Origin of the sequence: Mycobacterium sp. (genome assembly GCF_049683935.1) — a bacterium.
Taxonomy (GTDB): domain Bacteria; phylum Actinomycetota; class Actinomycetes; order Mycobacteriales; family Mycobacteriaceae; genus Mycobacterium.
Genome location: NZ_JBAUJR010000467.1, coordinates 39,853 through 54,956 on the forward strand (window position 1 = coordinate 39,853; position 15,104 = coordinate 54,956).

Genomic DNA, 15,104 nt, shown 5'->3' on the forward strand with positions numbered 1-15,104 from the left:
AATCGGCGGCGCGTGCGGGCATCCCCGGATGCCACCACGTCAGAGGTGTGGTGCCTCCTTGATCGTACTTTCCGGTGTGCCGACGGTCTGGCAGTACGTGGTGACAGACAACCTGGTCCCGGCGAGTTCGGTGTTGGCCGGTTCGTTCTTGCCTTCATCGGTGAGCATCTTGGTGATCGACTCGTTCTGCTCCGCCTCGTCGGCGGCCAGATAGTCCTCACAACTGGTATCGCCGCCCTGGTTGGTCACCTCCTCGACCTGCGAGCATCCACTCAGGATTGCGGCCAGTGCCGCGACGGAAAGCAGCGTCGTCGTCCCATACGTCATGACCGAGTCTGTTGCCCCTGGGCGGCGCAGCCAAACATTCGGCGCGTGGCGAACCGGACGACTTTGGCAGTGCCCGGATCGTGCCGCACAATCACTAACAACGGCAGAACATTAGGGGCACATGTCGACTGAGAAGCACGACGAGGAATTGCAGTCCGAGCGAGGCTATGTGGCCGGGTTGTACACGCGGTTGGACGCCGAACGTGCACGAGTGGTCGGCAGGTATCGCGCCGCGCTGCGGGGCACCGGCGGGACGCTGGTGGAACGCGACGCCGAGGTGCGTGTGCTCGCCAACCAGATGACCCGGTTGGACGTGGCGGACAGCGGGCTGTGCTTCGGGCGGCTGGACAGCGTGTCGGGCGAGCGTCTGTACATCGGCCGGATCGGCCTTCTCGATGCCGACGACGATTACGAACCCCTGCTGCTCGACTGGCGGGCACCCGCGGCACGGGCGTTCTACGTGGCGACCGGCGCCTCGCCGGAGGATATGCACCTGCGGCGCCAGTTCCACACCCGCGGTCGCCACATCCTGGATTTCACCGACGAGATCCTTGGCCGCCCGGGTGCCCAGGAGCGGGGCGGGCGCGGCGACGCCGCGCTGTTGGCGGCCGTCAACGCTCCCCGTGGCGACGGCATGCGCGACATCGTTTCCACGATTCAGGCCGAGCAGGACGAGATCATCCGACTCGATCACCAGGGAGTTCTGGTGATCGAAGGCGGACCGGGAACCGGGAAGACCGTCGTCGCACTGCACCGAGTGGCGTACCTGCTCTACACCCAGCGCCAGCGCATCGAACATCACGGGGTGCTCGTCATCGGGCCCAACCCGGCGTTCCTGGACCACGTCGGGAGGGTCCTGCCATCGCTCGGCGAATCCAACGTGGTGTTCATGACCACCGGTGACCTGCTCCCCGGGCTCCGCGTCACCGCGGAGGACACCGAAGACGCCATCCGGCTGAAGGGCTCACTGAAGATCCTCGATGTGCTCGGGGCGGCGATCGCCGACCGGCAGCGCGTCCCCGAACAGCCGCTGCCGATCGACCTGGCGGACACCTCGGTGCGCATCGATGCCGAGACCGCCGAATGGGCCATCCAGGAGGCTCGGGCCAGCAAGCAGTCACACAACGACGCCCGTGCCGTGTTCATCGATGTGATCACCTGGGTGCTCACCGAGCGGGCGATACCCAAGATCGGGAAGGGCTGGCTGACGCGTGATGACAAGGCGGCCTGGGAGCATCTGCGGGCCGAATTGGTCGATGAGCTCGGCGACCATGCCGGGTTCGCCGCAGCGCTGGACGAACTCTGGCCGATCCTGACGCCGGAAACCCTTCTGGCAGAGCTCTACACATCACCCGAGCGGCTGCGCGCGGCGGGCGCCGACGAGGCGCTCTGGCGCGCCCAGGGCGACGCTTGGACGGTGTCGGACGTGCCTCTGCTCGACGAACTGGTCGACCTGCTGGGCCGCGACAAACTCGCCGACCAGACCGCCGAACGCGAGAGGCAGGAGGAGGCCGCCTACGCCGCCGGTGTCCTGGACCTGATGATCAGTCGCGAAGACCTGATGGACGACGAGGACCACCTGCTCGCCCAGGACGTCATCGGTGCCGAGGATCTGGCAGACCGATTCACCCAACGCGACAACCGTGACCTCGCCGAGCGTGCCGCCGCAGATCGGGAATGGACCTACCGGCACGTGGTTGTCGACGAAGCCCAGGAGCTGTCCGCGATGGACTGGCGGGTGCTGATGCGGCGGTGCCCGAGCCGGTCGTTCACGGTCGTGGGCGATCTCGCCCAGCGGCGATCGGCGGCCGGCGCCACCTCATGGGCCGAGATGCTGGAGCCCTATGTCCCCGGCCGGTGGCTCTATCGCCCGCTGTCGACCAACTACCGCACCCCGGCCGAGATCATGTCCGTTGCCGCGACGCTGCTTGCCGAGTTGGCGCCGGGGGTGACACCGCCGGAGTCGGTGCGCGCGACCGGCGTCGCGCCCTGGTCACGACGCGTCACCGCGGACCAACTGGCCTCTGCCATCGAGGATTTCACCAGAGACGAAGACGCACGCGACGGCACCAGCATCGTGATCGGGCCGCCGGGAGTGCCCGGTGCGGTGTCACCGGCAGACATCAAGGGACTCGAGTTCGATGCCGTGCTGGTGGTCGAGCCGGAGCGCATCCTCGCCGCCGGGCCACGTGGCGCGGCCGAACTCTATGTAGCCCTGACCCGCGCCACCCAGCGTCTCGGTGTGCTGCACATCGGTCCACTGCCGTCGGCCCTGTCAGGGCTGAGCGAACAGTAGTCCGGAGTGGCTACCACTCCCCGAGTTGGCACCTGACGTTGTGCGGATCGTCGTGCTGGGTCAGCACCTGACCGTCGACCGCGATGTCGCAGTGCGCATTCGGCGCCGCCTGCCCGCCGCGCGCGGTGCTGCTCGCCGTGAGTATCGCCCACTGCGGATCCGCCATCGTCGTCTCGAACACCCAGGGCACGCCGGGCGCGAGGGTGACCTTCTCCCGCTTGGCGAACGCGTAGGCGTCGGCGTTGAACGCCTCCATGCTCGGCGGTTGTGATGTCAGGTAGAAGAGTTCGAACTCGTAGGCGCCTGCTGAGGTCACCGAGTACCGAACCTGTTGACCGGCCGGTTGGGCATTCGCGGTGACCTGGCTGACCGCAACCGATGCCGCCGCCGCCATCAGGACCGCCCCTACTTTGGCTGTAGCTGTTCGCATGTCCGTCACATCGCCGGACGCTACCGGATCGTTACCCCGAGGACAGTCCCCCGGCCCCCGAACAGGTTAACGGCAAACGACTTACGCGAATGTCGACACGTTAATTTGTTCGTCACACACAGACATTTTGCAGAAACACAGGCGCTCTAACGTCCCGATTCGACACCCACGCGGTGTTGTTGCTTCTGCGCTCTGAGCGCACTGAAGTTGCCCCCGACTCAACGCCTCATCAGGGAATGAGCGCTGTTGACACCCAGAAAGGCCGTTCATGGAACTACCTCGACGCTCTTCGTTCAAACGTTCCGCGCTAGCCGCGGGAAGTGTCGTAGCAGTCACCAGCCTGTTGTTGGCGGGCTGCGGAAGTAAGGCCAGCGACACGGAAGCAGCAAACGCCGAGTCCTGCGTCGACACCTCTGGCGAAAGCATCAAGGTCGGTGCGCTGAACTCGCTGTCGGGCACCATGGCGATCTCGGAGGTGACGGTTCGCAACGCCATCGATCTGGCGGTCGAGCAGATCAACGCCGAGGGCGGGGTGATGGGCAAGCAGATTCAGGTGGTCGCCGAGGACGGCGCCTCAGAACCCACCGTGTTCGCCGAGAAGGCCGAGAAGCTGATCAGCAGCGACTGCGTGGCTGCGGTGTTCGGCGGCTGGACGTCATCGAGCCGCAAGGCGATGCTGCCGGTGTTCGAGAGCAGCAACTCACTGCTCTACTACCCGGTGCAGTACGAGGGCCTGGAGTCATCCCCCAACATCTTCTACACCGGCGCGACCACCAACCAGCAGATCGTGCCCGCCCTCGACTACCTCAAAGAGCAGGGCGCCCAGTCCCTCTACCTGGTCGGTAGCGACTACGTCTTCCCGCAGACCGCCAACCGCATCATCAAGGCGTACGCCGAAGCCAACGGTATGGAGATCAAAGGCGAGGACTACACCCCGCTGGGCTCGACCGACTTCTCCACGATCATCAACAAGGTCCGCAGCGCCGACGCCGACGCGGTGTTCAACACCCTCAACGGCGACTCCAACGTGGCGTTCTTCCGGGAGTACAAGAACGTCGGCCTGACCCCTCAGGACATGCCGGTGGTGTCGGTGTCCATCGCCGAGGAAGAGGTCGGCGGCATCGGTGTGCAGAACATCGACGGCCAGCTGACGGCGTGGGACTACTACCAGACCATCGACAGCCCGGTGAACAACGCGTTCGTCGAGGCCTACAAGGCGAAGTTCGGCGCCGACAAGCCGACGTCCGATCCGATGGAGGCGGCCTACGTGTCGGTCTTCCTGTGGAAGAACACCGTCGAGAAGGCACAGTCGTTCGACGTCAAGGCGATTCAGGACAACGCGGACGGAGTCACCTTCGACGCGCCGGAAGGCCTGGTCACGATCGACGGCGAGAACCACCACATCACCAAGACCGCGCGCATCGGTGAGATCCGTCCGGACGGACTGATCTACACGATCTGGGAGTCCCCCGGCCCCATCGAGCCGGATCCGTTCCTGAAGTCCTACCCGTGGGCTGCCGGCCTCTCCGGCTGACGACCGGGGCTACAGCGGACATGCAGGTGGCGAGCGAAGCGACGGGAAGTCGGTACGTATGGATGTCCTGATCGGACAGCTGGCAACAGGATTGAGCCTCGGCTCGATCCTGTTGCTGGCTGCACTGGGGTTGTCATTGACGTTCGGCCAGATGGGCGTCATCAACATGGCGCACGGCGAGTTCATCATGGCCGGCTGCTACACCGCGTACGTCGTCCAGCAGATCGTGTCGAGTGCCGGTGTCTCGCTGATCATCTCGCTGGTCCTCGGGTTCTTCATCGGCGGCGCGATGGGCGCCCTGTTGGAGGTCACGCTGATCCAGCGGATGTACTCCCGACCGCTGGACACCTTGCTGGTGACCTTCGGCGTCGGCCTGATCCTGCAGCAGGTCGCACGAGACATCTTCGGTGCCCCCGCGGTCAACGTGGTGGCACCGGTGTGGTTGTCCGGCGGTGTCGACATCCTCGGTGCGGTCGTCCCCAAGACCCGCATCTTCATCCTGGTACTCGCGGTCGTCTGCGTCGCGGTGCTGGCCGCAGTCCTCAAGGTCAGCCCGATGGGACGCCGGATCCGGGCGGTCGTACAGAATCGCGATCTCGCTGAAACCAGCGGCATCTCGTCCCGCAAGACCGACATCATGACGTTCTTCATCGGATCCGGACTCGCCGCCGTGGCGGGGGTGGCGCTGACGTTGATCGGGTCCACCAGCCCGACGATCGGGCAGAGCTACCTCATCGATGCGTTCCTGGTGGTCGTCGTGGGCGGTCTCGGACAGATCAAGGGCACCGTGATCGCGGCGTTCGCACTGGGCTTCCTGAACTCGTTCATCGAGTACAACACGACAGCATCGCTGGCCAAGGTGATCGTCTTCGTCATCATCGTGATCTTCCTGCAGGTCCGCCCGCAGGGTCTGTTCACCGTCAGGACAAGGAGTTTGGTATGAGAACCCTCCTCGGTCGATGGCAGACCTGGGCCGGCTTCGGCATTGCCGCGGTGCTGCTGTTCGGGGTGGCGCCCCTGGTGTTCTCCGACTTCCGGCTCAGCCTGCTCGGCAAGTTCCTGTGCTTCGCCATCGTCGCGGTCGGCATCGGGCTGGCGTGGGGACGCGGCGGCATGCTGGTCCTGGGGCAGGGCGTCTTCTTCGGCCTCGGCGGCTACATGATGGGCATGCATCTCAAGATCGCCGACGCCGAGATCTACGGCAACGGCGTTCCGGACTTCATGCAGATCGCCGGTGTTCGCGAATTGCCCGGCTACTGGGCACCTTTCGCCTCTCCGGCGTTCACCCTGCTGGCGATCGTGCTGGTACCCACCGCGATCGCGGCTGCGCTCGGACTCGGCGTGTTCAAGCGCCGGGTCAAGGGTGCCTACTTCGCGATCTTGTCCCAGGCGCTGGCCGCGGCACTGGCCATCCTGCTCGTCGGTCAGACCAGCCTGGGTGGCAGCAACGGGCTCAACAGGTTCCGCACGTTCTTCGGTTTCGCGCTCAACGATCCGGCGAACCGGCGGATGCTGTACTTCATCGCCGCCGCGGTGCTGCTGATCGTGGTGGCCGTCGTGCGCCAACTGATGCAGAGCCGCTACGGCGAACTGCTGGTCGCCGTGCGCGACGGTGAGGAGCGGGTGCGGTTCCTGGGCTACGACCCGGCCAACATCAAGGTGGTCGCCTACACGGTCGCGGCGCTGTTCGCGAGCATCGCGGGCGCGTTGTTCGCGCCGATAGTCGGGTTCATCGCGCCGTCGCAGGTCGGCATCCTGCCGTCCATCGCCTTCCTGATCGGCGTCGCGATCGGCGGGCGTACCACGCTGCTGGGTCCCGTGCTGGGAGCCATCGGTGTGGCATGGGCGCAAACGCTGTTCTCCGAGCGCTTTCCGTCGGAGTGGACCTACGCACAGGGCCTGCTCTTCATCGTCGTCGTCGGTTTCTTCCCCGCCGGGTTCGCCGGACTGGCGGTGCTGGCCAAACGGCGCCGGAAGGCCAAGGACGGCGTCGACGGAGATTCCGAGAAGGTGTCTGAAGTCGATCCCGATCCCGATGCAGAGAAGGTGGGCGCCCGCTCATGACGGAGACCGAATCCATCACCGGCGAACGCGGCCCGAAAGTCGGCGGCAATGTCGGCATGGGTACCCAGTACCTCGAAGTACGGGGCCTGACAGTCGACTTCGACGGGTTCAAAGCCGTCACCGACGTGGACCTCACGCTGTTCCAGGGTGACCTGAGGTTCCTGATCGGCCCCAACGGTGCGGGTAAGACGACGGTGATCGATGCGATCACCGGCCTTGTGTCGGCGACCGGTTCGGTCAGCAAGTCCGGTGTCGAACTGCTGGGCAAGAAGGTGCACCAGATCGCGCGGGCGGGTGTCGGGCGGACCTTCCAGACGGCCAGCGTCTTCGAACAGCTGACCGTGCTGCAGAACCTGGACATCGCCGCCGGCGCGCGACGGTCGCCGTGGGCACTGCTGCGACGTCGCAACGGCGTGCTCCCCGCGATCGAGGAGGCCCTCGAGATCACCGGGCTCACCCACTTGGCGGAGAAACCCGCCGGGGTCCTCGCACACGGGCAGAAGCAGTGGCTCGAGATCGGCATGCTGCTGGTGCAGAACGCCGACGTGCTGCTGCTCGACGAGCCAGTCGCGGGCATGAGCCACGAAGAACGCGAGGAAACGGGAAACCTGTTGCGCCGCATCGGCGGTGAGCGGACCGTCGTCGTCGTCGAACACGACATGGACTTCATGCGGGCCTTCGCCACCTCGGTCACCGTGCTGGCCCGCGGGCATGTGATCGCCGAGGGTTCCGTTGCCGAGGTGCAAGCCAACCCGAAGGTCCAGGAGGTCTATCTGGGGACCGCGGCGGCCGGTACTGCCGGGATCGCCGACGAACTCACCGAGGAGAACTCCTGATGCTCGAACTGGTCGACGTCCGCACCGGCTACGGCCGCAGTGAAGTCATCCACGGTGCCAGCATCGAGGTTCCCTCCGACGGCGTCGCGGCAGTGATGGGCCACAACGGGGCCGGGAAGACCACACTGCTGCGCGCAGCAGTCGGGCTGCTCAAGTGCACGTCGGGCAAGGTGCTGTTCAACGGCGACGACATCACCAAGCTGCGACCCAGCGCCCGGGTGGCCCGGGGGCTGGCGTATGTGCCGCAGGGCCAGCAGTCGTTCGGACAGCTGACCACAGCGGAGAATCTGCAGGTCGTCGCCGACGGCCGTAAGAACGGCAAGCAACTCATCGACGAGCAACTCGACCTGTTCCCCGCGCTCAAGGAATTGCTGACCCGTCGGGCCGGCCTCCTCTCGGGCGGTCAGCGTCAGCAACTCGCGATCGCGCGGGCGCTCATCACGACACCGAAATGCCTGATCCTCGACGAACCGACCGAAGGCATCCAGCCGTCGGTCGTGGCCGAGATCGAGGAGGCCATCACCACATTGACCGCCCGTGGCGGCCTGGGCGTGCTGCTCGTCGAACAGCACATCGGGTTCGCGCTGGAGTCCTCGCAGCGCTACTACATCCTCGAGGCCGGCCGGGTCACCTCCAGCGGCACGGGAGGCTCGGCGTCCGAAGCCGACGTCCGCGCCGCGATGGCCATCTAGCGGCACCTCGATCTCCGGGCGAGCGAGCGTGTTTGCCCACGACACGCCGCGGATTTCTGTGCAAGCCCGCGCGCTCGCGGCCGGATTCGGCAAGCTCAACCCATGGCGACGCCGACCGAACCTGTCATCATCGCCGAGCAGGGCGGACTGGTGGTGGCCGAGCAGGGCGCCGCGGTGCTGCTCATCGACCGCGGCAACCGTGCCGTGGAGATCACCGCGTATGTGCTCGCGGTCGTCGCCGTGGTGTTCGGTGGCTTCGGATCGGTCTCGTTGGTCAGCGCCGCGACCGACGCCCGCTCGTCGGTGCCGGTCACACTCGCGGCACTGCTCCTCGCCGTCGGCGTCGCGGCGGCGGTGCTGGCCGGAGTCACGATCAGGTCCGCACGCAGGATCCGGCAGCGCCCGCTGAGCACGTTCACCCCGCTGGCGGTCCTCGACCGTGCGCAGCGGGTGTATCGCGACGGCAACGGTCACCCCGTCGCCCCACTGGACCAGGTCCGGTTCGAACGCCGGATGCAGATGACATCGAGTTCTCCGAAGCTGATCGCGTTGACGCCGTGGGGAACCCATCTGCTCAAGCGCGGCCACCCGTTCGGCGGCGGCATCGGCCGGGTCGACGACGTGCTCAACGAGATCGTCGGTACCGACCGGCCCTAGTCGGTGAGCCCACTGATTTGGCGTTTGCGCGTCGGAACCGGACCTACTCGTTCTCGTCCCTTTCGTGGTGATGAAATTCGGCACCGACGTCCTCACGTTGGGTATCACCTTGGCCGTCGCAGTAGCGATCGTGGTGGCGCAGTGGGTGACCGTCCATATGCGCGGCGCTGCGCCCACCGGGGGCTGAGCCGGCTGCGGTCCGACGATAGAGAACGCGACCGAGAACCCCCGTGACGCCGAAAGCGACCGTGCTGCATGCCACCACCAGCGACCCGGCGGCGAGCACGTCCTCATTCACGCCGAGACGTTCCGCTTCCATCGTCAGGTAGAACAACGCCGACACACCGACCGGTCCGAACCACCCCAGGTAGAGCGCGTCCGGGGTGCGCAGTTGCATGGGCCACTTCATGAGCAGCACGATCGGCACCCGGCGCAACGCAAGAACGGCGAGCACCAGTGCCACACCCTGCCAACCGAGTTCGCGCCAGTGAGGCCACGGCAACGTAGCCCCGAACAACACAAAAAGCGGCAACACCGCGAATCGATTGATCGCCTCGTCGATCGACACTTCCGATGCGCGCTCACCGCCGGTACCGACGAGGTTGAACGCAAGCCCCCCGACAAAAACCGCGAGAACCCCGTCCACGGAAAGCATTCCGGCTGCTCCGAGAATCCCCAGCGCAAGAACCACCGTGAAGAACAACGCAGGCGCGCGGTCGGTCGCTCCGTGACGAGCACCCAGGCGGAGTGCGTGCCCGCCCAGCCATCCGACCCCCATGCCCAGGGCGACACCACCGAACACCTGCCACAGCGATTCCATCAAGGCATCACCTGCACTGAGCGGCCCGGCCACGGCGACAGCCACCAGCACGAGGGGCAGCGCCAAGCCGTCGTTGGACCCCGATTCGATGGACAGCAGTTGCCGGTCGCGGGCCGGCAGATCCCGTTCGGCATCCGCTCCGGTGACCACACTGGACGCCAGAACGGGGTCGGTCGGACTGATGGCCGCACCGAAGAGAGCAGCGGCCGCGAGCGACATACCAAGAAGTGCCCAGCCCAGGCCCGCCGACACCACTGCCATCATCGGCAGCACGATCAACAGCAGCATCAGAATCACCCGACCGTGCCGGCGCACGTCGCCGAGGGGGTAGCGCAGGGCCACCGCCATCACCGAGATCGCCAGCAGAAGTCTGCTTGCTTCGTGCAGGAGCGACTGCTCGGCCACCAGCGTCGGGATCGCCAGCACACCGATGAACTGTGGACCCAACAGTATGCCGGCGATCATGCCGAGCAGCGGTTCGGAGACCGGCAAGCTGCGCATTCTCGCCGACACTGTCGCGACGATGACACCTAGCAGACCTACGACTACGAGCACGATATCCAGATCCACTCATCACGGGTTCCCAAAGGCCCGAACGCCAAGCATCGGGGATCGCTGACACGTATATCGCCACGAGACCCGGGTACCTGCACCGGGCCGGCGGTATGGTGCTGCCCTGGCACAGCACCCGAGGGAGATCTGATGAGTGATGCCGACATCCGGACCGGCACCGCCGCCGGTGTGACGATGCGGTCGCCATGCTGCCAACGCGTTGTGCGTCGAAGCACCTCGGCTGGTGGAACCGAACCGTTGGGCCCTCGATCTGGTCCGTCCCATTTCGGTTGTCTGCGCCGATGAAATCTCGAGGTGACCGATCCGGGATCGTCGAGGGCCTCCGGCGGCGGCGCGCAATATTCGTCGATGCGTGGAGAAGCCGGCTGTGGCCGGTGCCCGCACTCGGCGTGGTCACCGCCATTCTCGCCGGTGTCGCCATCCCGGAACTCGACAGCGCCCTCGACGACGAGATCCCACCCACGGTGTCGGCCTATCTGTTCGGTGGTGGTGCCGACGCGGCCAGAGAGGTTCTCGGGGCCGTCGCGACCTCGCTGATCACAGTGACGTCGTTGACGTTCTCACTGACCGTCGTCACCCTCCAACTGGCCAGCAGCCAGTACACCCCGAGGTTGTTGCGAACCTTCGCAGCGGACCGGTTCGTCCAGCGCACCCTGGCGTTGTTCCTCGCCACCTTCGTCTACGCGCTCACGGTGCTGCGCACCGTGCGCAACGACAGCGACTCCGGTGCGGAGTTCGTCCCGCAGATCGCGGTCACTGTGGCATATCTGCTGGCCATGGCCAGTGTCCTGGCACTGGTCTTTTTCCTCGGGCACCTGGTTCGGCAGATCCGGATCGAGACGATGCTCGACCACGTCGCAACCGACGTCACGGACAACATGCATCGGATGCTCGAGCCGCTCGACGACACCCCGGACCACGACTTCGCGCCGACCCCGCCCACAGGTGCGTCGGTGATTTCGGCCCGCTCGTCGGGCTTTCTCGTGGAGATCGACGAGGATGCCCTGCTGTCGGCCGCTGTTGATGCCGACGTGGTGATCTGGATCGACCGACCTGTCGGGTCGGACATCGTGGCGGGGGTTCCGGTCGCATTGTGCTGGGCCGCGGGGACGTCTGGCGGTCTCCTCGACGACGACTGTCTGGCATCGGTGGGCGACCGGGTGGGCCGGGCCCTGACTACCGGCATCGAGCGCACGTCGACCCAGGACATCGGTTACGGGCTTCGCCAGTTGACCGATGTGGTGGTCCGGGCACTGAGCCCCGGTATCAACGATCCGACCACCGCGATCCACGGACTGAACTCGTGCAGCGCGACCCTGTGCGATCTCGCCGGGTACCGCTTGGGACGCCGGATCCTGCGCGACGACGACCAAGTGCTGCGGGTGGTGGTAGCCCGACCGGACCTGTCCGACCTGCTCGACCTGGTCTGCAGCCAACCGCAGCTCTACGGCGCCAGCGACCCAGCCGTGCTGGCCCGGTTGCTGTCGTTGCTGCGCGAACTCGCATGGGTGGTGGTCCTACCCAGCCACCGGCAGGCGATCACCGATCAGCTGCGGCGGCTGGAAAATGCCGCGGCGGAACAGAGATTCGACGTGATCGACAGCCGTCGACTCGACCGGCTCGCCCATGACGTCCGGGACGCCCTCGAGAGGCGTTGGCCGGCGACCTGAGGACTACCCGGGTGCGTCCGCCACTCCGGTCAGCGCAGACCAGTCGCCGATCTTGTCGCTGCCGATGACACTGAGCGACCCGTCGGATTCCAGCACCACGGCGGCCACCTTGCTGACATCACCTTGCCCCGACGATCGGATGGCCTGGCGGATCTCGTCTGCGCTGACACGCTGGCGGCGCAATTCGTCGTCGAGCAAACGACCCTGCGACACAAGGAGAGTCGGCCGCGAAGTCAGCACCGAACGTCCGGCCTTCAGCCGCGAGGAAATGGTCGCCGCCAAGAACTGCAGGCCGGCCAGCAGTGCGAGCGCCGTCACGCCTTCCACGAACGACACGTCGGCGTTGAGCAGAATCGTGGCCAGAGTGGAGCCGACGGCGACCGTCACCACCAAATCGAACGCGTTCAGTTTGGCCAGAGTGCGCTTGCCCGAGATCCGCAATACGGCAACCAACGTGATGTAGGCGGCGGATCCGACCAACAGCACCCTTGCGATATCGGTCCAAGCGTCAAACCACATGTGGACCAACCATTTCCCACGCCATCGTCAGATAACCCCCACTCTCACGCGACCGCGGGAGCGTCGCCGAACATGCGGTGGCGAAGTCGCGCCAACGTGCCGTCGAGGAGTCGAGATACCTGCACCTGCGAGATGTTGAGCCGCACGGCGATTTCGCGCTGTGTCAGACAGTCGAAGTAGCGCATTCCGAGAATCGCCCGGCGCCGGTCATCCAATTCGGCGATCACCTCACGCAGGACGATGAGGTCCTCGACGGCCTCGAAGCCCGGATCGTGGGTCCCCTGGGTGGCGCCGACGTTGGTCTCCCCCACCCCGTCGTCACTCCGGGGCGCATCGAGGGACACGGGACGATACGCCCAGTGCGCTGACTCAGATTGGGCGACGATGTCATCGTCGACGCCGAGTTCTCGGGCCACTTCGCGGTTCGTCGGCGGCCGGTTCAACCGTTGGGAGAGCTCTTCGACCGTATGTCGCATCCGGAGTTGGGTCTCCTGGATCTTTCGGGGCACACGCATCGACCAGGTGCTGTCGCGGAAGTGCCGCCGCACCTCCCCGCGAATTGTCGGCACGGCAAATGACAGGAACCGACCCTTGCTCGACGCGTATCGGTCGACGCTTTTGACCAGACCCATTCGGGCGACCTGAATGAGGTCGTCGGACGGCTCGCCGCGCCCGACGAACCGGTAGGCGATGTGGTCGGCGAGTGGAAGGCATTCGGTGATGATGTGCAGGCGGCGACGGCGGCGCTCATCGGCGTTGTCACAATCGGCCAGGTTCACCAGTTGCTCCTCGATGTTCGTCCAGTCCGGGTCACGCGCGGAGACCTCGTGCTCTGTTTCGCTGAGATTGCGCTCCGCGACGGTCATGGCGGCCTCCTTGCTGGGGCGCAGAAGTGACTGTCGGGTCCTTCCACGTGATTACCTGCTGACCGCCTACCCGAATGAAAAGGAAAACCCTGGTCGGGCATCGATCGTTGCCGAATCGCAATAAGGCAGGGGTGAGATACGCAGCTGGGCTTCCGAGATTCACGCGATCTACACCAAAGCCACAGGCCCCTCTTAGTTCGCTGAAGTAGCGGTGTCGGATTCGTGAAACGCATTCGTCGGCCCGGGTATCAATTGCGCGCGGAGGGGAACCTGAGGCCGAGGCAACGGTTGTTGCGCACCGACAATCCGCGGCCACCGTTGAGAATGTCATCGGCAGTGCCGCGCAGAAAGGAGACAATGCGAACGTCGTCGATATGCAGGAGAGGTTCAGCGCTCCTGGGCAGCGCCACGCTGATGTTCATCGCCGGCTGCGGTGAAGATCCGGTCCTCGACTCGTCGAACCGGGGGTCGGGTTCACACACCGAGGACACCTCGGTGGAGAACGCCTACATCGTGCCGACCTACGTTCCGGGTCGGTGCGTGATTCAGCTCAACGCCGGGGGTGCGATGCGGTTCACCGTCACGAACAATCGTCCGGCCGAAACCGAGCGGCTACTGGGGTTGACCACGGATGCGGCGTCACAAGCGCGGATTCTCACCAACGTAGACATTCCGCCGAAATCGGCCATCGGCTTCGGTGAGCCGAACGCGGAACCCGGCCCCGGTGACGCAAGCGGCCCCGCAGTAATGCTGGACCAATTGGATCCGGGTCTGCTTCCTGCCACGACTGCTGATGTCACTTTCCACTTCGAACGCGCCGGGGATCTGACTATGCCGGTGCCGGTGGAGGCGTGCCCTGTTCAGGCACCGTGACGTGCTGACCGGGTATCAGCAGTCGGTACGAATCTCGAAGCTCGCGGTGGTGGTTTCGGCAGGATCGTCGTCGTAATACCCCATGGCCGTGCCGGAAATGGTGAAGGTGCCGTCCACCAACTCGGCGTCGACCCCGACTCCGCTGGGGGTGGATGGGGCGGTGGTGGCGGCATTCCAGGAGCTTCCGGTGAAGCCGCCCAAGTCATCGATCCGGACCAACCGGGCCTGCACCGTGTCGCCGGTGCTGACCTGAGCGGTGAAGCCCGGCGTCTCCCGCAACGATTCGATGAACCACACCCATTGGGATTGCTCACATCGAATCGGCGGTTGATCACCGATATCGCTGCCGTTGATCAGAACACGTGCGGTGTGCGTGCCGAGCGCTTCGTAACCGCTCGAGCATCCCGCGATTACCATCGTCACCGCGATCGTCGTCGATAACACCCGCACCCGACCGCGATGACGCCTCGCCCGGGTCGGCGTAGCAACCTTCATGCTTGGGAGTACCCAGCCGATGCCGCGCCATACTATGGCGACCTCGTGCAAGGTCACCAACACGTGTGAGACCACAACGTATGAAGCGACCACACACGGGTACGTGCCCAGTCATGAAGTTGCGATTGGTGTTGGTGTTCGTCGGGGTCGTTTCCCTGCTCGTCGGGATTGTGGGTCTCATGGTCCCCGTGTCGATTTCTGCTGACCGAACCGACGTCAGTTGTGGCAGTGCGGTCGCGCCTGACCTGTCAGAGGCGCGCGCCAACGACGACGCCAGCGCGGCCAACGTACCTGTTGCCGATGGAATCGTCACCGACGCGAATGCCACCCGGTTGTGCACCAAGGATCTCGAGGACCGAAGGCTGTGGACGATCCCGGTGGCGGCGGTGGGCGCCCTCGCCCTGCTCGCTGCCGGTGCGCAGACGGTGTTGTCACGAAAAAGAACCTAGGAG

Annotated in this window: 17 protein-coding genes; 10 read left to right on the forward strand and 7 right to left on the reverse strand. The window is 65.5% G+C overall.

Annotation, left to right across the window (positions count from 1 at the left end; all coding sequences use genetic code 11):
• Nucleotides 1-39: 39 nt before the first annotated feature.
• Nucleotides 40-327, reverse strand: a complete 288-nt coding sequence (locus tag WA965_RS26375) for a hypothetical protein (protein WP_526294258.1) — start codon at nt 325-327, stop codon at nt 40-42.
• 121 nt (nt 328-448) lie between these two features.
• Here WA965_RS26375 and helR point away from each other — a divergent pair, with 121 nt between their 5' ends.
• On the forward strand, nt 449-2,623 hold the full coding sequence (gene helR, locus WA965_RS26380; protein WP_526294257.1) for an RNA polymerase recycling motor ATPase HelR: 2,175 nt from the start codon (nt 449-451) through the stop codon (nt 2,621-2,623).
• A 10-nt stretch (nt 2,624-2,633) separates the two neighbouring features.
• Here helR and WA965_RS26385 read toward each other — a convergent pair whose 3' ends face one another.
• Entirely contained in the window at nt 2,634-3,053 is a 420-nt protein-coding gene (locus WA965_RS26385) for an Rv2576c family protein (protein WP_526294256.1), read from the reverse strand.
• A gap of 268 nt (nt 3,054-3,321) precedes the next feature.
• On the opposite strand from WA965_RS26385, the gene urtA reads away from it, so the two are divergent.
• From urtA to WA965_RS26415, 6 genes are all read left to right on the forward strand, one after another.
• Nucleotides 3,322-4,587 (forward strand): urea ABC transporter substrate-binding protein, encoded by a 1,266-nt coding sequence (gene urtA, locus WA965_RS26390; protein ID WP_526294255.1) that lies wholly within the window; start codon nt 3,322-3,324, stop codon nt 4,585-4,587.
• A 58-nt stretch (nt 4,588-4,645) separates the two neighbouring features.
• Nucleotides 4,646-5,530 (forward strand): urea ABC transporter permease subunit UrtB, encoded by an 885-nt coding sequence (gene urtB / locus WA965_RS26395; protein ID WP_526294254.1) that lies wholly within the window; start codon nt 4,646-4,648, stop codon nt 5,528-5,530.
• Nucleotides 5,527-6,651, forward strand: a complete 1,125-nt coding sequence (urtC, locus tag WA965_RS26400) for an urea ABC transporter permease subunit UrtC (protein ID WP_526294253.1) — start codon at nt 5,527-5,529, stop codon at nt 6,649-6,651. Before urtB ends, urtC begins: the two co-directional genes overlap by 4 nt.
• The gene (gene urtD / locus WA965_RS26405) at nt 6,648-7,487 is read left to right on the forward strand and encodes an urea ABC transporter ATP-binding protein UrtD (RefSeq protein WP_526294252.1); all 840 of its coding nucleotides are present in this window, start codon (nt 6,648-6,650) and stop codon (nt 7,485-7,487) included. The genes urtC and urtD overlap by 4 nt, the downstream gene beginning before the upstream one ends.
• Nucleotides 7,487-8,179 (forward strand): urea ABC transporter ATP-binding subunit UrtE, encoded by a 693-nt coding sequence (gene urtE / locus WA965_RS26410; RefSeq protein WP_526294251.1) that lies wholly within the window; start codon nt 7,487-7,489, stop codon nt 8,177-8,179. The genes urtD and urtE overlap by 1 nt, the downstream gene beginning before the upstream one ends.
• A 102-nt stretch (nt 8,180-8,281) precedes the next feature.
• Complete coding sequence (locus tag WA965_RS26415) at nt 8,282-8,836, forward strand: hypothetical protein (RefSeq protein ID WP_526294250.1); 555 nt, start codon at nt 8,282-8,284, stop codon at nt 8,834-8,836.
• Between the two features lie 43 nt (nt 8,837-8,879).
• Here the strand turns inward: WA965_RS26415 and WA965_RS26420 are convergent, their stop codons facing one another.
• The gene (locus WA965_RS26420; RefSeq protein ID WP_526294249.1) at nt 8,880-10,226 is read right to left on the reverse strand and encodes a cation:proton antiporter domain-containing protein; all 1,347 of its coding nucleotides are present in this window, start codon (nt 10,224-10,226) and stop codon (nt 8,880-8,882) included.
• Between the two features lie 284 nt (nt 10,227-10,510).
• On the opposite strand from WA965_RS26420, the gene WA965_RS26425 reads away from it, so the two are divergent.
• Nucleotides 10,511-11,899, forward strand: coding sequence for a DUF2254 family protein (locus tag WA965_RS26425; protein ID WP_526448213.1), 1,389 nt, complete (start codon nt 10,511-10,513; stop codon nt 11,897-11,899).
• A 3-nt stretch (nt 11,900-11,902) separates the two neighbouring features.
• Here the strand turns inward: WA965_RS26425 and WA965_RS26430 are convergent, their stop codons facing one another.
• The 3 genes from WA965_RS26430 to WA965_RS26440 form a co-directional block, all read right to left on the reverse strand.
• Nucleotides 11,903-12,418 (reverse strand): DUF421 domain-containing protein, encoded by a 516-nt coding sequence (locus WA965_RS26430; protein ID WP_526294247.1) that lies wholly within the window; start codon nt 12,416-12,418, stop codon nt 11,903-11,905.
• Nucleotides 12,419-12,462: 44 nt separating this feature from the next.
• On the reverse strand, nt 12,463-13,284 hold the full coding sequence (locus WA965_RS26435) for a SigB/SigF/SigG family RNA polymerase sigma factor (RefSeq protein WP_526294246.1): 822 nt from the start codon (nt 13,282-13,284) through the stop codon (nt 12,463-12,465).
• A 248-nt stretch (nt 13,285-13,532) separates the two neighbouring features.
• Nucleotides 13,533-13,706 carry a hypothetical protein gene (locus WA965_RS26440; RefSeq protein ID WP_526294245.1) on the reverse strand — a complete coding sequence of 58 codons (174 nt, stop codon included), beginning with the start codon at nt 13,704-13,706 and terminating at the stop codon, nt 13,533-13,535.
• Here WA965_RS26440 and WA965_RS26445 point away from each other — a divergent pair.
• Nucleotides 13,699-14,157 (forward strand): copper chaperone PCu(A)C domain-containing protein, encoded by a 459-nt coding sequence (locus WA965_RS26445; protein ID WP_526294244.1) that lies wholly within the window; start codon nt 13,699-13,701, stop codon nt 14,155-14,157. The two genes, WA965_RS26440 and WA965_RS26445, sit on opposite strands and share 8 nt — an antisense overlap.
• A 15-nt stretch (nt 14,158-14,172) precedes the next feature.
• Here WA965_RS26445 and WA965_RS26450 read toward each other — a convergent pair whose 3' ends face one another.
• On the reverse strand, nt 14,173-14,574 hold the full coding sequence (locus WA965_RS26450) for a lipoprotein LpqH (RefSeq protein ID WP_526294288.1): 402 nt from the start codon (nt 14,572-14,574) through the stop codon (nt 14,173-14,175).
• Between the two features lie 191 nt (nt 14,575-14,765).
• Here WA965_RS26450 and WA965_RS26455 point away from each other — a divergent pair, with 191 nt between their 5' ends.
• A complete protein-coding gene (locus tag WA965_RS26455) occupies nt 14,766-15,101 on the forward strand; it encodes a hypothetical protein (protein ID WP_526294243.1) in 336 nt (111 codons plus the stop codon).
• Nucleotides 15,102-15,104: the final 3 nt, after the last annotated feature.